The sequence below is a fragment of the Candidatus Effluviviaceae Genus V sp. genome, assembly GCA_014728125.1.
Lineage (GTDB): Bacteria > Joyebacterota > Joyebacteria > Joyebacterales > Joyebacteraceae > WJMD01.
In genome coordinates, this window is sequence record WJMD01000135.1 from 38647 (window position 1) to 57480 (window position 18834).

Sequence of the window (18834 nt, forward strand, 5' to 3'; positions counted from 1 at the left end):
CCTACACGAGAATGAGAAGGACCAGCCCGGCGAGGAGTCCGACCCCGACGGCGTTCCGTTCGCTCTGGCGGCCGACGCCGGCGATTCCTGCGGCCGCCAGCGGGGCCGCCCAGACGGCCAGCGGAAGGGCTCCTCCACCGGACGGCACGGCCGGCGCCGCGGCCCAGGCGATCCCGAGAGCCGCGGCCGTCAGGAGAGAGCCGGCTCCGAAACGGGCCGCGAGCGCGGCCGCAACGGACGTCCCGACCGCCGCGGTGTTACCCCGCTCCACCCCCTCGAACGCGCGCTCCGCCAGGCGGACATTGAGGCGCCGGAGCATGAGGATCGCACGCTGTCCCGCGATACCCGTTGCCAGGGCGATGAGAAGCGCGATGGCAACAGCCCAGGCACCGGGAGGAAGACCGTTCGAGATCGTCACCGCGGCGCCTACGGCCGCGACCGTTGCCGGCGCCGTGTCAGGGAACGGTGTGGCTCCCACCGGAAGCACACCGATCCACACGAGCTGGAGCACCGCGCCGAGGACGAGGCCGAGGACCGGGTCTCCCACGATCCAGCCGGCCAGAGCCCCGCTGACGATCGGCTGTGAGACCATCACCTGCAGGAAGGCCGTCGTATCGAGCGACAGGGCTCCGCCCAACAGGATCAGACCGAACGCGACGTTCGGACTCACGTCTCCTCCCGGAGCCTGCTGGTGGAAATGGTGATCTCGAACTCCTGCGGCGCCCCGCCCCGTGCCCGCAGCGGCCGGACGAACCAGACGGTGACGCCCTGGAAGACGCGCTCGAAGCCGCCCTCGGACTGACTGGCCGTTTCGAGCGGACGCACCCACACCTGCGCCTCAGGCGAGAGCTTCATGTCGAGCGCGAAGCCCCGGAGCCTGTCGATGAAGCGCACCCCGCCGGTCTCCTCGAACGTGACCGGCTCGTCGAGCGCGACCGGCCCGCCCCCTGCCGAGACGGTCGAGTAGTCGCCGTGGCCGGTCAGGAAGGCCAGGTTCCACTCCGATGCGAAGCGAAGGTCGAGGTCGGCGTCCGAGCTCAGGACGTTCTCGACGGTGAGCTCCCCCTCGACGCTGAGCCGTATGGTCTTCTCGAGGGCCACCGGCAGCACGAGACCGCCGTCGTGGACGAAGCCGTTCGTCGAAAGTGACGCGGCTACCCGCCCGCCGTCGCGGCAGGGCGAGCAATCGTAGGCGGCTCCCACGAAGTCGCCGAGGTCCGACGAGGGATCGTCCATCGAGTCGGGGCCCGCGTCCCGCGCGAGCACACGGTCGAACGCCGACCAGCGCGGATGATCGTCCGGATGCGCGAACGCCTCGAGCCCCTTCTCCTTGGCCCGTACCACGTCGTGTATGCTGACCGTACCGTCTTCCCCGTCGTCGTGAGACGCCTGCCGGAGGTCCTCGTGGTACGCCTCCTCGTAGCGTCCCATCGTGGCCTGCAGGTTGACGCCCTCGCGCCGCAGGTCGAGCTCAAAGATGGAGCCTCCTCGCTCGGGCGACACGTAGACATTGGCCCACTGTGTCTCCATGAGAACCTCGTCGCGCCCGTCGAGGTCGTGGTCGAGGACGTCGAGTGCGTCCCAGGACGTGCCGCGCTTCTCCTCCAGGAGGTTCTCGGCCCGGATCAAATGCTCGAACACCGCCGAACGCAGATGCGGGAGGTAGAGCCCTCCGAAGACGCCGTGCCAGTACGCGCAGTTGCACTGCCCGCGCCAGAGTTCCGTCCTGGCCCCCTTCATATCCTCCGCTGTCGGCGTGCCCCGGTGTGCCCTCGTCTCCTCGCCGAGCTCGCGCGCAACGTCCTGTCCGCCGCCGGACCGTTCGGCCTCGAGGAGCTTGTCGCTGACGCGCCACATCTTGCGGGTCATCAGCTTCGACTCCTCGTACTTCGTCTGGAAGTTCTTCCAGATACCGCCCGACAGGAACGGTCGCCACTCGTCTCCCCTGCCGCTCTCGTCGACCTCCCTGAGCAGACGGGCGTAGGTGCGCCGCGCGGGCGTCGGTAGAGCCCATTCCATCATCTCGGGATAGGAGGATGTCGGCAGATAGACCCGCCCCCTGGGTTCGCAGCGGTCGATGACGTCGGCGAAGGTGGCGGTCTCGAGCCAGTCCGAGGCACCCTCGATAGCCTCCAGGAAGCGCTCGAGCCAGCCTCCGGAGTGAACGTGGTCGTAGGTTCCCGGCCAGATGCCGAACTTCTCGCCGTCGTCGCCGAACACGGCCGTGAGCCCGAACCCACGGTCGGCGAGATCCCTCATGTGCCGGAGTGTCTCCTCGGGGTCCTGAAACGGTATGAGATATCGCAGGCGTTTGCTGATCGGAAAGACGCGCACCGTGCCGCCCTCGTGCTCCGTCATGAAGTCCCCCGTCAGTTCATCGTCCGAGAGACCCGCGAGGCGGAACTCGTAGTCGTCCAGCGGGAGATACTCGACGCCGGCGCTGCGGATCGTCGCGGCAAGATCGGGCTGCCAGACGCGCTCCGCCAGCCACATACCGCGCGGACGGACGCCGAAGACCCGCTCCGTGTACTCCGTGAGCATGCGGATCTGTCCCTCGGCGTCGCGCGAGGGGATGCCCGACAGGATGGGCTCGTAGAAGCCGCCCGTCAGGAGCTCAACCTGTCCGCTCTCCACCAGCGCTCTCACGCGGTCGATGTACTCCGGGGCGTGCTCCTCGTACCACTCCAGGAGGGGACCGGTGTTGTGCAGGACCATTCTGACGCCCGGGTGTCGCTCCAGAGCGTCGAGGAACGGTCTGTAGGCCTTCTCGTACGCCTCTTCGAAGACGTGCGGCAGATTGCCGACCGGCTGGTGATTGTGGATGCAGAGGATGAGGGTGGTCCGCTTCACCGTTGGCCTCCCGCCTTTCTAGTCGGTGCTCGATGCGTCGGAGAGCATTCGGGCCATGTCGACAGGCTGCGACTGCGGCACATCCTGCGCCGTCAGCTCGACGCCCTCCTCGATGATCTTCTGCATGGCTTCGACGTCGACGTCATCGACGTAGACGTACGACAGGATCTCCCTCTTGCCGGGTGAGAAGTGCATTCCGCCGACATTGACGGTCTCCGGTCGAAAGCCGCCCTCGATCAGGTCCCGCATGTCGGCCGGCGTCTCGACAATGACGATCACGCGCTGGGACGCCCAGCGGCCCGCCGACGCCGCCTCGAGGAACTCGGCCTTGGTCATCACGGACACGGCTGCGCCGAGGCTGTCCGCCTCGGCGTAGAGTTCGCGTCGCCATTCAGTGGTCGCGACCTCGTCATTGACGAGAACCATGCGGTCGGGCTCGAGCCATCCGCCCCACGCCACCGTCACCTGACCGTGGATGAGCCTGTCGTCGATGCGGGCGAGAATGACGGGCACCGCGCCTCCTCTAGAGCATCCGGACGGCGTCGCGCCCGCGCTGCATGACAAGACCGACCAGCTCGTCGACGTCGTGGCGGTCCCGCTTCACGAAGAACTCGAGGAGCATCATCAGATTGACGCCCGAGAGCGTTCTGACGTCGTCTCTCTCCCGCGCGATCTCCTGGCAGACGTGATGGCAGCTGCCACCGGGCATGTCGCTCAGTACAACGACACGACACGTCTCACACAGCTCGTCGATCGAGTTCGTGACGGTTCTCTTGAGCTCCTTGAGTCCCAGTCCGCTGTTCGTCACCGCCGTCCAGTGCGACTGGGTGCCGAGGATACCCTCGACGGCCTCCATGAAGCACTTCGCCACGTTCCCGTGCGCCACGATGACACAGCCGGTCTTCTTCGGAAGGTCGCTCATTCGCTGTCGCTCCGTAGGATCCTGTCGGCGCGGCCCTTCGCCATCGTGAGCGCCTTGAGTCGCTGGTCGAACTCACGGGCCGGATGGACGCCGCGAAGCTTCAGAAGATGGTTGAGCGCGATCACCTCGGAGATGACGGTGATGTTCTTCCCCGGCACGAGGGGGAGCGCGACGACCGGGATCCTCACGCCGAGGATCTCGGTCATCTCGTCCTCGAAGCCGAGACGCTCGTAGTCTGTGAGCTCGGCCCACCGGACGAGGTTGACCTGCATTTCGATGCGCTTCTTCTGCCGTGTCGCTCTGACGCCGAACATCGACCGCACGTCGATGATGCCGACGCCCCGGATCTCCATGTAGTGTCTGAGAAGGTCTGAACCGGTGCCGACCAGATACCCCTGCGGCGTGCGGAACGCCTGCACGACATCGTCGGCCACCAGGCGGTGCCCGTGTTCGACGAGGTCGAGTCCACACTCGCTCTTGCCGATCCCCGACTTGCCGGTGAAGAGCATACCGACGCCGTAGACGTCGACCAGCGTACCGTGGATCGTCGTCGAGGGCGCCAGCAGGTCCTCGAGCATCGCTCCGATCTGCCGGGCCAGACGCGCCGCCGGCACCGGGCTCTCGAAGACCGGGACGTCGCGCTCTCCGGCGAGTTCCACAAGCTCCTCGCCCGCCCGGGCTCCGTCTCCCACGATGACGCACGGGAGCGACCTCGTCAGCAGACGCGAGAGTGAGCGACGTCGCTCGTCGGCCTCCAGGGACGCCAGATAGGCCATCTCCTGCCCGCCGAGGACCTGGATGCGGTCCGGCTCGTAGCCCTCCTCGAAGCCGGCGAGGAAGAGCCCCGGTCTGTGGATCTCGGCGCTCGTGATGTCGCGGACGACCTCTGTCGTCCCGGCAACCAGCTTGAGCTCGACGCGGCCGCGAACGCTCTCGAGGAGCTGCCCTACGTTCGTGGTTCCGCCGCTCGCCCCTGTCGCTTCGGCCTGATCGCTCACTCTGCCTGTCCCCTGGGTTCGACGAGACCGTAGTCTCCGTCGTCTCGTCTGTAGATGACGTTCAGCGAGTTCGTCTCTGAGTTCAGGAAGACGAGGAAGCCGACCTTGAGCTCATCCAGTGATGCGAGCGCCTCCTCCGGTGTCATCGGCGATTCGCCCAGCTGCTCCGAGGCCACGCCGATCGTCCGCGGGGCAGCCCCGTCGAGCGCTCTCGCGGCCTCCGCCGTGGGCGTCGCTCCCTTTCTGTTCCTGACACGCTCCTTGTGGCGTCTGATCTGCCGCTCGACCTTCTCGAACGCCAGGTCGATGGCCGACCGCATGTCCTCGGCCTCCTGCTCGCTGGAGACGATCACCCTCGAGGCGTGGACCGTGACGTCGGCGATCCGCCGATGCCCCTCGGCCTCGAGGACGACGTGCGCCTCGTCGATGCGGTCGAAGTACCTGGTCAGATGCTCGGCCTTCTCGTTGACATATGTCTTGAGCGCCGGATCCAGGTCGAAGTGCCGCGCCGTGACCAGAACTCTCATGCGTGCTCCTTTCGCCGGGCGAAGGTCGTCTGGGTAGTTCTCTCGTCACGTGCCCTGGCCGCCGATTCATCGGCCAGATACGAGCTGCGGACGAACGGGCCTGAGGCCACCGCAGCGAACCCCATGTCACGGGCCAGGTCGGCCAGCTGGTCGAACTCCTCGGGCGGAACGAACCGCTCGACCGGAAGATGCACATCGGAGGGACTCAGGTACTGTCCCAGGCAGAGTATCTCGACCCCCGCGGTCCGGAGGTCCCGAAGCGTCGACTCGATCTCCGACGTCGTCTCGCCCAGACCGAGCATCATGGCCGATTTCACGATCGGTGCGTGTGGCATCTCAGCAACGTATCTCAGAACCGACAGTGTTCGCGCGTAGTCCGCCTCAGGACGTGCCGCTGCGTAGAGCCTCGAGACGGTCTCGACGTTGTGTCCGAAGACGTCGGGACCAGGGTCCAGCACCCTGTCGATCGACTCCCTGCTGCCATGGAAGTCCGGAACGAGGACCTCGATGCCGGCCTGCGGGAGAGCGCGGCGCACCGCATCGACCGTAGCCGCGAAGTGACCGGCGCCCCCGTCCGGGAGGTCGTCCCGGGTCACCGAGGTGAGCACAACGAAAGAGAGGCCGAGCAAGCGCGCCGCCTCGGCGACCCTCTCGGGCTCATCATCGTCGACGCTCACGGGCGTCGTGTGCCGCACCGCGCAGAAACGGCAGTCCCGCGTGCACGCGTCACCGAGAACCATGAACGTCGCGGTGCCCCGCGTGAAGCAATCCACACGATTGGGGCACTTCGCCTCGTCGCAGACGGTGTTGAGATGACATCGGGCCAGCGTCTGACGGACGGCCCGCACACGCGCGGGATCCGACAGCGGTTTGGTCAGCCAGGAAGGTAGTCTCGGTCGTTCTCTCAACCGGTCTCCACTCTGCACAGAACGTCACCCTGTCTGACGGTCTCATCCTCTCCAGCGACTACCGACGTCACCGTACCGTCGAACGGGGACCGGACGGCGAGGGCGGTCTTCTCCTCGGTCGACTCAAGGACGACGAGCTCGTCGCCCCGCTTCACGGCTCCCCCGACGTCGACCTTCCAGAACGAGACAGTGAACTCCTCCGCGTCGGACTCGGTCGCATCGAGCACGACGTCCTTCACCATGGTACCTCCTGCATTCGATCATATCTCCTTGCGCAGCCGCGCCGGGAGTATGTTCATCTGGTCGCGGTACTTGGCGACCGCTCGGCGCGAGATGGTGAATCCGATTCTCTTGAGTTCACCGGCGATCTTCTGGTCGGAGAGCGGCTTGTGCTTGTCCTCCTTGCTGATGATCTCCCGCATCGCGTCCTTGACGGCCTTGGAGGACATCTCCGTCCCGTCCCGCGTCTTGATGCCGCTCGAGAAGAAGTACTTGAGTTCGAGGGTGCCCCTGGTCGTCTGGACGTACTTGCCGCGGGTCACCCGGCTGACCGTCGACTCGTGCATGCCGACATCATCCGCGATCTGCTGCAGGGTCAAAGGCCTGAGCGCAGATACACCCTTCTCGAAGAAGCCGCGCTGAGCGCGCACGATCGACTCCATGACGCGCACCATCGTCCGCCGCCTGTTCTCTATGCTCTGGACGATCCAGCGCGCGGCCTTGAGCTTCTTCGATATGAAGTCGCGTCCCTCTCCGCTGGCGCCGTCGGCCAGCGCCCTGCGATAGGTCGGGCTGATCCGCACGCGCGGGATGTGCGAGTCGTTGAGGTAGACCACGTACTCTCCGTCGACCTCCTCCACGACGAGATCGGGGGTGATATAGGCCGGATCGGGAAGCGTCGGGTCGGTCCTCGGGCGCGGGTTGAGCTTCGAGATGATGTTGATGGCCTCTCTCAGCTCGTCGGTCGTCACCCCCAGCCTGCGCCGGATCTGGTCATGCTTGCACGCCTTGAGGTCGTCGAAGGCCTCCATGACCACGCGGGCGGCCAGACTGTCGCCCATGTCCTTGCGACTGAGCTGATTGAGAAGACACTCCTCGATGTCGCGCGCGGCGATCCCCGGCGGGTCGAGCGACTGCACGATCTCGAGCGCGCGTTCGACCTTCTCGGGCTCTGCGCGAAGGAGCTCCGCCATCTCGCTGACGGAGTCGCGCACGTAGCCGTCGCTGTCGAGTTCGTCGATGATGTACTCGCCGATACCGAGAATGTCCTCCTCGGCGCACTCCATGTGGAGCTGGTTCTTCAGCGCGTCCTCAAAAGTAGCGACGGCGACGGGCACGCGTTCGACCTCGTCGTCCTCGTCACGTGCCAGGTTCTGTCCGTAGGCGTGCGAATAGACGTCGTCCAGGTAGTCGTCCCAGTCGAGGTCACCCGCGTCGTCCGGACGCTCGTCCTCACCCGCATCGGCCTGCTCGGACTCCGAGTCGGCCGTCGACTCCTTGCCCGAATCGTCGTCCCCGCTCTCTTCGCTCGAGGACTCCTCCTGCTCCTCGCTCTCGGGCTCGTCGCCCTCCTCGAGCCGCTCCAGAAGCGGATTCTGCAGAAGCTCGTTCTTCAGGAACTGCTCGAGCTCGAGCGTGGAGACCTGGAGGATCTTCAGCGCCATCTGCAGCCGCGGCGTCATGACGAGCTGCTGCTGCATCTTCATGCCGACGTGCTGTTTCATCTCCATGGTTGTGATCCTCTGGGGCAGCGGGGGTGGACGTGTCGCGCCCTGGCCTCGTCTCGCGCCGGACGCCGTCAGTCTACAACCGGAATCGCTCTCCGAGATAGAGCTTCTTCGCCTCCTCGTTCGCGGCGAGCTCGTCGGCTTTGCCTGAGAGGAGAATCCTACCCTCGTACATGATATACGCGCGGTCGGTGACGGACAACGTTTCTCGGACGCTGTGGTCCGTTATCAGGATGCCGATACCGCGGTCCCTCAGGCGCCGGATGATCGCCTGGATGTCCTGCACCACGATGGGGTCGATGCCGACGAACGGTTCATCGAGCAGCAGGAAGGCCGGCCTCGCGACGAGCGCCCTCGTGATCTCCACACGCCGTCTCTCACCTCCCGAGAGCGTGTCGGACGACCGGTCCCTGAGGGCTCCGATGTCCAGCTCGCCGAGCAGCTGCTCCATGCGCCGGCGCCTCTCCCGCCGGTCGGGCTCGATGGTCTCGAGTATCGACATGATGTTCTGACCGACCGTGAGTCCCCTGAAGATCGAGGACTCCTGCGACAGGTAGCCGACGCCGAGTCTCGCTCTCCGGTACATCGGAAGCGACGTGACATCGCGTCCGTCCAGCAGCACAGCGCCGCCGTCGGGCGAGAGGAGTCCGACGATCATGTGGAACGACGTCGTCTTGCCGGCACCGTTCGGCCCGAGAAGCCCGACGACCTCACCTCTGCCGAGATCCAGGTCGACCTCGTCCACGACCGTCCGTCTCCCGTAGCGCTTAACGAGCCCGCGGGCCGCCAGACTCCTCGGCCCCTGTTCGAGAACCCGCTGTCCGGCGAGCGACGGGCCGGGCGCGGCGTCGTGAGCCGCCTCACTCTTCCTCAACGAGCTCTCCCTCGGGGGTTCTGATGTATGCCTCGAAGTCGGAGTGGACCTTGATGTTCCTGAGATCGGGGTCGGCCGTCAGACCGGTTCCGGTCATGACGTCGTCGCCGCGCGTCACGCGTACGAAGCGGTCGGTCTCGATCGTACCGGTCCGCTCCGACCAGGTAGCGTACTCGGTCTCAAGCACCGTTTCGTCCTCGGCCGTGACAACGACGTCTCCGGTCGCCTCCATCGAGTTCGTCCGCTCGTGAAGAACGCCCTCCCGGGCTCGAAGCGTCGATCGCACGCTGCCGTCCTTCTCGAAGAAGACGGCCCTGACACCGGTCATCTCGATGCGACCGGCATCCTCGAAGACGAGCGCGCGGTCAGCGTCGAGGCGCCAGATGGGTGTGCCCTCGCGCGTCTGGGTCAGCGAGAACGCGTCGATCTCCTGATCGGGAACGACGCCGCCCTCCTCCTCTCCCGGGGGCGACTGACTGCGACACCCGCCGAGAACGAGCAGCGTCACGGCACACAGCACGAACACGATCCGGGACACGCGCACGGGAACCAACCCTCCAGAGACTCGATTCGGACGCGATACCACCGGCGCCAATATACCCGAGTTGGCCGGCGCTCTCAAGGAGTGCCCGCGGTTCCTGGTCTTCAGGGGATGGAGGACTGAATACCGCCTCGGCTCCTACAGTGCAAGAGATGCACCATCGTCTGCCTGATGTGGCGGGTCGCAGGGGTGGAGCGCACCGAGAGAGAGTTCAGGGGGATCTGTCTCAGCCGACGGCGCGAAGGCAATCGTGGATGTGGATGACGCCGTCGGGTCGACCGCTCTCGTCCACGATGATGAGCGACGTGATCGGCCCCTCGCTCTCCATCTTCTGAAGAGCGGCAACCACCAGCTCATCGCGGCCGATGATCCTGGGTGACGTCGTCATGAACTCCGCGACCCGAGCGTCGAGCATGTCCGCTCGGCGCATGATGATGCGTTTGAGGTCGCCGTCGGTCACAATGCCCTCAAGCCGCCCGTCGACACCGGTCACGGCGACCATGCCGAGCCGCTTGTTCGCGATCTCGCAGATCGCCTCCCGCATCGTTGCGTCCCGCGGGACGGTGGGAACGTCCTCTCCGGAATGCATGACGTCGGCGACGCGCAGCAGGAGCCTCCGTCCCAGCGCCCCGCCGGGGTGATAGCGAGCGAACATCGCCGGATCGACGTCCTTCTCTGCGAGAACCGCCACGGCCAGTGCGTCACCCAGCGCCAGGGCGGCCGTCGTGCTCGCCGTCGGCACCAGGTCCATCGGGCAGGCTTCCCGCTCGACCGATGCGTCGAGGACGACGTCCGCCTCCGACGCGAGCGACGAACCTGTGTTCCCGGTGATGGCGATGATCGCTGCGGCCATCTCCCGGAAGACGGGCAGGATCCTCAGGATCTCCTCGCCCTCGCCGCTCTTGGAGATGGCGATGACCACGTCGCCGCCGTCGATGACACCCACGTCACCGTGGGCGGCATCGGCCGGGTGCAGGAAGACTGCCGGGGTGCCGGTGCTCGTGAGGGTCCCGGCGAGCTTCCTCGCCACCGTTCCCGACTTGCCCGTGCCGCAGATGACGACCGTCCCCTTCGCCCCGAGCACGGTCCTGACCGCCTCGGCGAACGAGGGTCCCAGCCGCTCCGCGACCGCGGCGACGGCGTCGGACTCGAGCCGGAGAACCTCCCGTCCCGATGCGACGATGTCGGCGTCGGAGCGCCCGCTCATGCGACACCTCCGGAAGCCACGCTCCCCTTCCTCGCGAGATACCGCGTCACCACATCATCCCAGTCTCCGCGCGCCCTCAGGATCGCCTCGATCGTCTCCCTGACGGCCCCGTGGCCGCCGCGCGCCTCGGTCACACAATCCGCCGCCTCCAGCACGTCCTGCGCCGCGTCGGCGACGGCGACACCGAGTCCGACCTCGCGGATCGGCACGAGGTCGACCACGTCATCGCCGATGTAGACGACCTCTTCGAGGCCGATGCCGAGCGACGCGGCCAGCTCCTCGACGACCGGGAGCTTGAGGTCGTGACCCAGTCGGATCAGCGTGATCCCGAGCATCTCGGCGCGGCGTTCCACGATCTCTGATCGCCTGCCCGAGAGGAGGGCCACCTGGATACCGGCCTCCTGAGCGAACTTGATGCCGATACCGTCGCGGACCGAGAAGCTCTTGATCTCCTCTCCGGCTCTGCCGATGACCAACGACCCGTCGGTCATGGTCCCGTCGACGTCCGCGACGACGAGCTTCACGCGCGAAGCGGCGTCCCGATCGAACGATATCATGCCGAATCTCCGGTGGGTCTGCCGACCGCGCCGGCCACCCGCCGCGCGGCCTTGAGGATCTCCTCGAGCGCGTCCAGCGGCACCATCGAGTGCGCGTCGGACAGCGCCGACGGCGGATCGGGGTGCGTCTCCAGGAAGAGCGCGTCACAGCCCGCTGCGACCGCGGCGCGAGCGAGCAGCGGCACGTACTCAGGCGAGCCTCCCGAGACGCCTCCGGCGGCGCCGGGTCTCTGCACGCTGTGTGTGGCGTCGAAGACCACCGGGAAACCGGCCTGTCGCATGACGGCGATCGAGCGCATGTCGACCACGAGATCATGATACCCGAAGGACGACCCTCGCTCCGTCAGCATCACGTTCCGGTTCTCCTCGGCGATGGCCTTACCGGCCGTCCGGACCATGTCGTCGGGGGCCATAAACTGCCCCTTCTTGATGTTGAGCGGTTTCCCGGTCCGCGCGGCCTCGCGCACGAGCCGCGTCTGCCGGCAGAGGAACGCCGGTATCTGAAGAGCGTCGAGCGCGTCAGCCGCCGCCGGGAGCTCCGCGCGTTCGTGTACGTCCGAGAGGACGGGGACGCCGAGCTTCTCCCGGATCACCCCGAGCATCTCCAGGCCCCTCTCGGGCCCCGGCCCGGCGTACGAACCGGGAGACGTCCGGTTGTCCTTGAGGTAGGACGACTTGAACACGTAGGGAATCCCGAGTGCGGCGCAGAGATCCCTCACCCGCCCTCCGACGCGGAGAGCGAGGTCCAGGCTCTCGAGCGCACACGGCCCTGCGATGAGCGCCAGCGGCAGTCCCGGGCCGATCTCGACACTACCGACCCGCACGCTCTTCGACACGCTCCACCTCCGATCCCAGGGACTTTCTCTTCGCCGCCGCGACGAACTCCCGGAAGAGTGGGTGCGCACGCCTCGGGCGCGAACGGAACTCCGGATGGAACTGACAGGCCACGAACCAGGGGTGGTCCGGAAGCTCCACGATCTCGACGAGGTCGGCTTCCGGGTAGATGCCCGATGAGACGAGTCCCGCGTTCTCGAGTCTGCTGCGATGCTCATTGTTGTACTCGTACCGGTGTCGATGCCGCTCACGGACCGACGGCTCGCCGTACGCCTCCCGTGCCCTCGTGCCCTCGCTCAGATCGCACCGGTATGCGCCGAGGCGCATGGTCCCGCCCATGTTGACGATGCCTCGCTGGTCGGGCAGGAAGTCGATCACAGGCTCCGGGGTGTCCGGATCGAACTCGGTCGAGTGGGCCGACGTGAGACCGCAGACGCTCCGTGCATACTCGATGACCGCGCAGTGCATGCCGAGGCAGATCCCGAGGAACGGCGTCCCGCTGGTACGCGCATAGCCGACCGAGGCGATCTTCCCCTCGATCCCGCGTTCGCCGAATCCCCCCGGTACCAGGATCCCGTCGCACGTCTCGAGGAATGCGGATGCGTCGCCGCCCGACTCGATGTCCTCGACGTTCGTCCAGACGAGCTCGACGCGGACGTCGTTCTCGACCCCCGCGTGGACGAAGGCCTCGACGATGCTCTTGTAGGCGTCCTTCAGGTCGATGTACTTCCCGCAGACGGCGATCCTGACGGTCCCGGTCGGCTCCTTGATGCGCTCGACGAAGTCATCGAGAGGGTTGAGGTCCGGGTCCGGCGCCTCGACGCCGAGCTTGCTGAGGGCGATATCGTCGAGACCGTCGCGATGGAAGCAGATGGGGATTTCGTAGACCGTCGGCACGTCGCGGGCGTCGATGACCGCCTTCTCCTCCACGTTGCAGAAGAGCGCGATCTTCCGTTTGAGGTCGCTCGACAGCGCATGCTCCGTGCGGCACAGGAGGATATCGGGTTGGATGCCGATGTCTCTGAGGGCGCGGACACTGTGCTGCGTCGGCTTGGTTTTCAGCTCGCCCGCGGCCTTGATGTACGGCACGAGCGTCAGGTGGACGAAGAGCGTCTCCCTGGCGCCGAGGTCGAGACGCATCTGGCGGATGGCCTCGAGAAACGGCAGACTCTCGATGTCGCCGACCGTCCCCCCGATCTCCGTGATCACCACATCGATGTCGGGCGTCCCCAGACGGAGGATCTGATCCTTGATCTCGTTCGTGACGTGGGGGATCACCTGGACGGTTCCGCCGAGGTAGTCCCCGCGGCGCTCCTTCGTCAGGATGGCGTCGTAGATCTGTCCTGCCGTGACGTTGTTGGCCTGCGAGAGCTCCCGGTCGATGAAGCGCTCGTAGTGGCCCAGGTCCAGGTCGGTCTCCGCACCGTCCTTCGTGACGAAGACCTCACCGTGCTGGAAGGGGCTCATGGTGCCGGGGTCGACGTTGAGGTACGGGTCGCACTTCTGGAGTGTCACCGACAGCCCGCGCGACTTGAGGAGATAGCCGAGCGACGCCGAGGCGATGCCCTTGCCGAGAGCGGATACCACGCCGCCGGTGACGAAGATGTACTTCGACATTGCTGGGACTCCAGTCGTGTGGACGTCGGTGGGATGCCGGTCGCCGGTCTCCGGAGAGGTGTCTATCCCTCCGCCAGCCGCCGCTCGACCTTCGTCAGATCGCCGGGACGGTCGATCGACCACGTCTCGGTCGACGCCGTCACGACGCCGATCGCCATGCTGTTCTCGAGGGCCCTCAGCTGCTCGAGCGACTCGCGAAGCTCGAGGGGCGACCTCTCGAGCGCCGCGAACCGCATCAGGGCCTCGCGACGAAAGCAGTATAGACCAACGTGGTGGAGATACCAACCTCTTCCCGCCCCCGCCTCCGGAGAGGAGGGTATCGCGGCGCGGGAGAAGTAGAGCGCTCGTCCGGAGTGGTCCGTGACGACCTTGACGACGTGGGGGTCTGCGTGAGCGGCCGGGTCATCCGAACGGAAGGCGAGCGTCGTCATGTCGAGCGACCTGTCCGCCCGCAGGACCTCGATGGCCCTGTCGATGTCGGACGGCTCGATGAGGGGCTGGTCGGCCTGGAGATTGACGACCGCGTGGGCCTCGCGCTCCCGGACCGCCTCGGCGACCCGGTCGGACCCGGTCGAGCACGGGGTCGACACCAGCACGGCCTCTCCCCCGAACCCCCTGACCGCTGCGGCGACCTCGTCGCTGTCGGTGGCCACGAGGACTGCGTCGACCAGCTCTGCGGCCGCGAGTCGCTCGTGTACGTGCCACACGACCGGTCGTCCGGCGAGGTCGGCGAGCACCTTACCCGGAAAGCGGGTCGAGCCCAGTCTGGCAGGGATCACACCGACGACGCCCGTGGACAATGTCCCCTCCCGGCACACGGAGTCCGCTCTGTGCGACCGTCCGGTCTATTCGTAGTCCAGCACGACGACGCGCGGCGGCTCCGGCAGGTTCTCGGTATCCAGTTCGACGGTTCTTCCGCCCGCCCGGTCCACGTTCTCCATGAGCTTCAGAAAGTCGTCGACCGGCTGGATGGGGAAACCAAGAGCCTCGGTCTTGTAGTGCATCGGGATGATCACGCGCGCCCCGAGCGCCTCGGCCGCCTTCTTGGCCTCGTCGGGACCGATCGTGTAGTATCCACCGATCGGCGCCAGCAGGACATCGACGTTCCCGATCTCGGAGGCCTCCTCAGGCGAAAGCTCGTGTCCCAGGTCGCCGAGGTGGCCGACCGTGAGACCGTCGACCTCCATGACGTAGACCGTGTTCCGGCCCCGCTCCTGGCCCCTGGTCTCGTCGTGGTAGGTCGAGTATCCGCGGATGGCCACGTCCTGCACGGTCTTCGGCTCGGTCCCACGGATGATCTCCGGCGAGCCCGTCACCGTGTCGACCGCGTTGTGGTCCGCGTGGTCGTGGCTGACTGTGACGATGTCGGCGCGCTCCGAGATCGGCTCGTATCCCACGGCACCATCATAGGAGCCCGCTTCGAACGGATCGGTGATGACGCGGGTCCCGCTCTTCGACTCGATCAGAAATGACGCATGTCCTAGCCAGGTGATTCTCATTCTGTCGACTCTCCTCCTCATCCACGACCCTGCCGACGGTGCGGTATCACCTTACAATGAAAACAGGGACGCCACGCGAGGTGTGGTTCGCCCCGCTGCGTCCCTGCGATTCGTTCCGATCCGGCGCTCCGACGTACTCCCCGGTGGTTCGGCCGGCGGTTGGTCCTCGCCCAGGCCTTCGCCACCCACGTCGTCGCTACGCGATCCTCGTCCGGGCATGGTCGGCACGCTACTGAACGCTCACGCGCTTCCTGTTGCGCCCCCAGCGCTCGAACTGGACGTGACCGTCCTTGAGCGCGAAGAGCGTATCGTCTCCACCCTTCCCGACGTTCTCGCCGGGGTAGAACTTCGTCCCGCGCTGCTTGAGGATGATCGTACCAGCTCGTACGAACTCGCCTCCGTAGCGCTTGACCCCGAGGCGCTGCGCGTTGGAGTCGCGACCGTTCCTTGAACTGCCGACGCCCTTCTTGTGTGCCACGAAAAACCTCCTGAGAACGAGTCCCCGGCGGCGTCAGGACGCCTGGATGCCCTTGATCCTGAGCTCGGTGAAGTCCTGCCGGTGACCCTGCGTCTTCTGGTAGCCCTTTCTGCGCTTCTTCTTGTAGACGATGATCTTCGGGCGGCGCCCGTGCGAGACGACCTCGGCGTCGACCGCAGCCCCCTCGACGAGCGGCGTGCCCACGGTGAGCTCGCCATCGCGGCTCAGGGCAAGCACTTCGTCGAGATGGACCGTGTCTCCGGGCTCGACCTCGAGCTTCGGGACGCGGATCCGATCGCCCTCGGACACCCTGTACTGGTATCCTCCGGTCCGGACGACGGCGTAGCTCACATCTCCTCCTCGGGATAGTCCGTCTATCACGTCTCTGCTACGAACCCCCATACTATAGCGGCTCCTCCGTCTCTGTCAAGCGGCAAGTAGGGCGGCGCCATCGTGCTTCCGCCCCGGAGGCCGCCGTGCTATCCTCCCCGGAAGCGCACACGAAACGCGCGCTTCGCCCGGCGACGCCGCGCTGGAGCGCGAGAACCCACGGTGAAGGTGACGACGTGCCCGACATCATGCTCGGCCAGCTGCTCTCTCTGCTCTCAGCCCTCCTGTGGGCGTTCTCGGTCGTGCTCTTCCGCATGTCGGGACGGAGCATGACTCCCGTGGGCCTCAATCTCTTCAAGAGCGCCGTGGCGCTCCTGCTTCTCGTGCCCACGCTCTACTTCTTCGGAGGCGGCTATGCACCCGGCGGTCACGTGCTCGACATTCTCATCCTCTTCCTGGCGGGCGCCGTCGGCATCGCTGTGGCCGACACCGTCTTCTTCCAGGGCCTCAACCTTGTCGGCGCGGGCCTCTCTCAGATAGCCAGCTGCTCGTACAGCCCATTCGTCATCCTGATGTCGTTCTTCGCACTAGGCGAGCGGATCACCCCCGGCGACGGACTCGGTGCCGTGCTGATCCTCTCGGGCATCTTCATCTCCGCCCGGCACGACCCGCCGCGCGGCGTCGGGCCCTCCGAGCTCAGGAAGGGCATCATACTCTGCACCATCGCCATGGCGCTCAACGCGCTCGGTGTCGTCATCGGCAAGCCTGTTCTCAACCGCACGCCGGTTCTCTGGGCCACCACGGCCCGCCTCGCGGGAGGCGTGCTCACCCTGGCGCTCATCGCGCTCTTCGTCCCGAGGCTGAGGAACGCGTGGAGGGCCTTCGTCCCGCACAGAAGCTGGAGGATCGCTCTTCCGGCGTCCGTCATCGGGACGTACCTCACGATGCTGGTGTGGATAGCGGGGATGAAGTTCGCGCCCGTCTCGATCGCCTCCATCCTCAATCAGACGAGCGCCATCTTCGTGCTTCCGGTCGCCGCTCTCATGCTCCGTGAGCCGATCACGCCGAGGAAGCTCATCGCCGTCGGGCTGGCGCTCGGCGGCGTCGCGCTGGTCACACTGGCGTGACGTTCCGTCAGTGCGGAACCGTCCCGTCCGTCATGGCATGCTGGACCTCGCTCACCAGGCTGTCCATGAGATACGGCTTCTGTACGAACCCGGCGATCCCCTCGCCGGCGAACTGACCGTACACCTCCTGCTCGGAGTAGCCGCTCGACAGCACGACACGCACGTCCTCCCGGATGCGTCTGAGTTCGTCGAAGGTCTCGCGTCCGTCCATGCGGGGCATCGTCAGGTCGAGCAGTACGCAGCCCACCTCGTCCTGGTGGTCCCTGAAGTACTCGACCGCCTCGTTCCCGTCGGATGCCGTCACGACCTTGAAGCCCGACTGCTCCAACATGCTGGCGCCGACCAGTCGGACCGTCTCCTCGTCGTCCACCAGCAGCACCGTGCCGTCAGACGCCCCTGCGGTCGACTGCACCGCGGGCTTTCCGTCCGGGACCGGACGTGCCTCATCGGCCGGGAACAGGATGCGGAACGTCGTGCCGCGTCCCTCGCGGCTCTGAACGTGGATGCCTCCCTTGTGCCCACGGATGATGCCGAGCGCCGCCGCGAGCCCGAGACCCCGGCCCGTGAACTTCGTCGTGAAGAACGGGTCGAAGATCTTCGTGAGCGTCTCCTCGGACATGCCGCACCCGGTGTCCGAGACCTCGACGTAGACGTACGTCCCCTCGGCGAGCTCGCTGCCCGCGTAGCACTGCGCCAGGTCTGCCTGGGTGCACTCGCCGACGCCGGTCGACAGCGAGATGACGCCGTCCTCGTCGCCGATCGCGTCCGAGGCGTTCGTGATCAGGTTCATGATCACCTGACGCACCTGGGTGGGGTCTCCCGTGACGGGGGGAAGACCGCTCGACAGATCGCAGCGCAGCGTCGCCTTCTTCGAGATCGAGACCTCGAGGAGGTTGCTCATCTCGGCCACGACGTCATTGAGGTCGATCGGCTCAATGACGAAGTTGCCTCTGCCTGAGTACGCGAGCATCTGCTTCGATAGATCCGCTGCGCGCTCCGCGCTCTTCTTGATCTCCTTGAGGCTCTTCCCGACCGCCGTGTCGCTCGTCGTTGACATGAGCGCGAGGTCGGCGTTTCCGAGAATGCCCGTCAGCAGGTTGTTGAAATCGTGAGCGATGCCGCCCGCCAGCACACCGAGGCTCTCGAGCTTCTGCGCGTGCCGCATCTGTTCCTCGAGTTCCCGCCGCTCCTCCTGAGCGCGCATCCGCTCGATGGCGGCCGCGATGGTGCCCGACACGAAGGTCATGATCTCGAGGTGCTTCTCCGTATAGACCGACGCCTGGTCGTATCGCTGGACCGCGACGACCCCGAAGACCTCCTGTCTCGTGCGGAGGGGCACGCCCAGCCAGATGGGGGAATCGGTCCCGACGAGATCGACCTCCCCCTCCTCCTGAAGCACTGCATGCACCTCCTCGTCGACCAGCAGAGGCCTGCCGGTCCGGCGAACGTAATCCGTCAGGCTTCGTTTGAGTTCCATCGGTGTGACGTCGTCGATCTCGTCCTGCTCGTCGTAGTGACACGGGAACGTGTAGGTCCCGGCCTCACGGTCGTAGAGGGCCACATAGAAGTTGGTCGTGTCGAGCAGTCGCCCGAGGTCCGTGCGGATCGTGTCCAGCATCTCCTTGAGGTCGGCGGCGTCGTTCAGCGACTCCGAGATGCGAAAAAGCACAGACTGGAGCACCTCGGACTGCTTGAGTTCCGAGACGTCCTGCCCGTAGATGTTCACGTATCCCGATTCAAGAACGGGCGCCAGCACGAACGAGTAGGTCCGGTCGGAGACGTTCGCCTCCAGACGGCCGGTCCTCTCCCTTTTGTAGGCCCCCATCACCGTCTCGCGA

General features: G+C 66.2%; 21 protein-coding genes. 1 reads left to right on the forward strand and 20 read right to left on the reverse strand.

The window, feature by feature from the left end; genetic code table 11:
- Nucleotide 1: 1 nt before the first annotated feature.
- The 19 genes from GF405_08530 to rplU form a co-directional block, all read right to left on the reverse strand.
- Entirely contained in the window at nucleotides 2-670 is a 669-nt protein-coding gene (locus GF405_08530; GenBank protein MBD3368198.1) for a hypothetical protein, read from the reverse strand.
- The gene (locus tag GF405_08535) at nucleotides 667-2850 is read right to left on the reverse strand and encodes a DUF1926 domain-containing protein (GenBank protein ID MBD3368199.1); all 2184 of its coding nucleotides are present in this window, start codon (nucleotides 2848-2850) and stop codon (nucleotides 667-669) included. Before GF405_08535 ends, GF405_08530 begins: the two co-directional genes overlap by 4 nt.
- An 18-nt stretch (nucleotides 2851-2868) precedes the next feature.
- Nucleotides 2869-3414 (reverse strand): hypothetical protein, encoded by a 546-nt coding sequence (locus GF405_08540; protein MBD3368200.1) that lies wholly within the window; start codon nucleotides 3412-3414, stop codon nucleotides 2869-2871.
- The gene (locus tag GF405_08545; GenBank protein MBD3368201.1) at nucleotides 3374-3772 is read right to left on the reverse strand and encodes a hypothetical protein; all 399 of its coding nucleotides are present in this window, start codon (nucleotides 3770-3772) and stop codon (nucleotides 3374-3376) included. Before GF405_08545 ends, GF405_08540 begins: the two co-directional genes overlap by 41 nt.
- On the reverse strand, nucleotides 3769-4770 hold the full coding sequence (gene hprK, locus GF405_08550) for an HPr(Ser) kinase/phosphatase (protein ID MBD3368202.1): 1002 nt from the start codon (nucleotides 4768-4770) through the stop codon (nucleotides 3769-3771). The genes GF405_08545 and hprK overlap by 4 nt, the downstream gene beginning before the upstream one ends.
- On the reverse strand, nucleotides 4767-5297 hold the full coding sequence (gene raiA, locus GF405_08555; GenBank protein ID MBD3368203.1) for a ribosome-associated translation inhibitor RaiA: 531 nt from the start codon (nucleotides 5295-5297) through the stop codon (nucleotides 4767-4769). Before raiA ends, hprK begins: the two co-directional genes overlap by 4 nt.
- A complete protein-coding gene (gene lipA / locus GF405_08560; protein MBD3368204.1) occupies nucleotides 5294-6223 on the reverse strand; it encodes a lipoyl synthase in 930 nt (309 codons plus the stop codon). Before lipA ends, raiA begins: the two co-directional genes overlap by 4 nt.
- Nucleotides 6202-6447, reverse strand: a complete 246-nt coding sequence (locus GF405_08565) for a hypothetical protein (protein MBD3368205.1) — start codon at nucleotides 6445-6447, stop codon at nucleotides 6202-6204. Before GF405_08565 ends, lipA begins: the two co-directional genes overlap by 22 nt.
- Nucleotides 6448-6465: 18 nt before the next feature.
- The gene (rpoN, locus tag GF405_08570; GenBank protein MBD3368206.1) at nucleotides 6466-7935 is read right to left on the reverse strand and encodes an RNA polymerase factor sigma-54; all 1470 of its coding nucleotides are present in this window, start codon (nucleotides 7933-7935) and stop codon (nucleotides 6466-6468) included.
- A 73-nt stretch (nucleotides 7936-8008) separates the two neighbouring features.
- Complete coding sequence (gene lptB, locus GF405_08575; GenBank protein MBD3368207.1) at nucleotides 8009-8872, reverse strand: LPS export ABC transporter ATP-binding protein; 864 nt, start codon at nucleotides 8870-8872, stop codon at nucleotides 8009-8011.
- On the reverse strand, nucleotides 8793-9455 hold the full coding sequence (lptC, locus tag GF405_08580; protein MBD3368208.1) for an LPS export ABC transporter periplasmic protein LptC: 663 nt from the start codon (nucleotides 9453-9455) through the stop codon (nucleotides 8793-8795). The genes lptB and lptC overlap by 80 nt, the downstream gene beginning before the upstream one ends.
- Before the next feature lie 118 nt (nucleotides 9456-9573).
- Nucleotides 9574-10554, reverse strand: coding sequence for a KpsF/GutQ family sugar-phosphate isomerase (locus GF405_08585; GenBank protein ID MBD3368209.1), 981 nt, complete (start codon nucleotides 10552-10554; stop codon nucleotides 9574-9576).
- The gene (locus GF405_08590) at nucleotides 10551-11111 is read right to left on the reverse strand and encodes an HAD hydrolase family protein (GenBank protein ID MBD3368210.1); all 561 of its coding nucleotides are present in this window, start codon (nucleotides 11109-11111) and stop codon (nucleotides 10551-10553) included. The genes GF405_08585 and GF405_08590 overlap by 4 nt, the downstream gene beginning before the upstream one ends.
- Nucleotides 11108-11947: a 3-deoxy-8-phosphooctulonate synthase gene (gene kdsA / locus GF405_08595; GenBank protein MBD3368211.1), complete on the reverse strand. Its 840-nt coding sequence runs from the start codon at nucleotides 11945-11947 to the stop codon at nucleotides 11108-11110. Before kdsA ends, GF405_08590 begins: the two co-directional genes overlap by 4 nt.
- Nucleotides 11922-13562, reverse strand: coding sequence for a CTP synthase (locus GF405_08600; GenBank protein ID MBD3368212.1), 1641 nt, complete (start codon nucleotides 13560-13562; stop codon nucleotides 11922-11924). The genes kdsA and GF405_08600 overlap by 26 nt, the downstream gene beginning before the upstream one ends.
- A gap of 62 nt (nucleotides 13563-13624) precedes the next feature.
- Nucleotides 13625-14341 (reverse strand): 3-deoxy-manno-octulosonate cytidylyltransferase, encoded by a 717-nt coding sequence (kdsB, locus tag GF405_08605; GenBank protein ID MBD3368213.1) that lies wholly within the window; start codon nucleotides 14339-14341, stop codon nucleotides 13625-13627.
- 66 nt (nucleotides 14342-14407) lie between these two features.
- On the reverse strand, nucleotides 14408-15061 hold the full coding sequence (locus GF405_08610; protein MBD3368214.1) for an MBL fold metallo-hydrolase: 654 nt from the start codon (nucleotides 15059-15061) through the stop codon (nucleotides 14408-14410).
- Between the two features lie 229 nt (nucleotides 15062-15290).
- Entirely contained in the window at nucleotides 15291-15539 is a 249-nt protein-coding gene (rpmA, locus tag GF405_08615; GenBank protein ID MBD3368215.1) for a 50S ribosomal protein L27, read from the reverse strand.
- A gap of 33 nt (nucleotides 15540-15572) precedes the next feature.
- Nucleotides 15573-15941 carry a 50S ribosomal protein L21 gene (gene rplU, locus GF405_08620; GenBank protein ID MBD3368216.1) on the reverse strand — a complete coding sequence of 123 codons (369 nt, stop codon included), beginning with the start codon at nucleotides 15939-15941 and terminating at the stop codon, nucleotides 15573-15575.
- Between the two features lie 74 nt (nucleotides 15942-16015).
- On the opposite strand from rplU, the gene GF405_08625 reads away from it, so the two are divergent.
- The gene (locus GF405_08625; protein MBD3368217.1) at nucleotides 16016-16996 is read left to right on the forward strand and encodes an EamA family transporter; all 981 of its coding nucleotides are present in this window, start codon (nucleotides 16016-16018) and stop codon (nucleotides 16994-16996) included.
- Nucleotides 16997-17003: 7 nt separating this feature from the next.
- Here the strand turns inward: GF405_08625 and GF405_08630 are convergent, their stop codons facing one another.
- A complete protein-coding gene (locus GF405_08630; protein MBD3368218.1) occupies nucleotides 17004-18821 on the reverse strand; it encodes a response regulator in 1818 nt (605 codons plus the stop codon).
- Nucleotides 18822-18834: the final 13 nt, after the last annotated feature.

What these genes read in the sequence shown, in the direction of transcription:
- GF405_08545 (MBD3368201.1), bottom strand. Translation starts at nt 3,772, where the DNA reads ATGAGCGACCTTCCGAAGAAGACCGGCTGTGTCATCGTGGCGCACGGG.
- raiA (MBD3368203.1), bottom strand. Translation starts at nt 5,297, where the DNA reads ATGAGAGTTCTGGTCACGGCGCGGCACTTCGACCTGGATCCGGCGCTC.
- GF405_08565 (MBD3368205.1), bottom strand. Translation starts at nt 6,447, where the DNA reads ATGGTGAAGGACGTCGTGCTCGATGCGACCGAGTCCGACGCGGAGGAG.
- rpoN (MBD3368206.1), bottom strand. Translation starts at nt 7,935, where the DNA reads ATGGAGATGAAACAGCACGTCGGCATGAAGATGCAGCAGCAGCTCGTC.
- GF405_08585 (MBD3368209.1), bottom strand. Translation starts at nt 10,554, where the DNA reads ATGAGCGGGCGCTCCGACGCCGACATCGTCGCATCGGGACGGGAGGTT.
- GF405_08590 (MBD3368210.1), bottom strand. Translation starts at nt 11,111, where the DNA reads ATGATATCGTTCGATCGGGACGCCGCTTCGCGCGTGAAGCTCGTCGTC.
- GF405_08600 (MBD3368212.1), bottom strand. Translation starts at nt 13,562, where the DNA reads ATGTCGAAGTACATCTTCGTCACCGGCGGCGTGGTATCCGCTCTCGGC.
- GF405_08610 (MBD3368214.1), bottom strand. Translation starts at nt 15,061, where the DNA reads ATGAGAATCACCTGGCTAGGACATGCGTCATTTCTGATCGAGTCGAAG.
- rplU (MBD3368216.1), bottom strand. Translation starts at nt 15,941, where the DNA reads ATGGGGGTTCGTAGCAGAGACGTGATAGACGGACTATCCCGAGGAGGA.
- GF405_08630 (MBD3368218.1), bottom strand. Translation starts at nt 18,821, where the DNA reads ATGGGGGCCTACAAAAGGGAGAGGACCGGCCGTCTGGAGGCGAACGTC.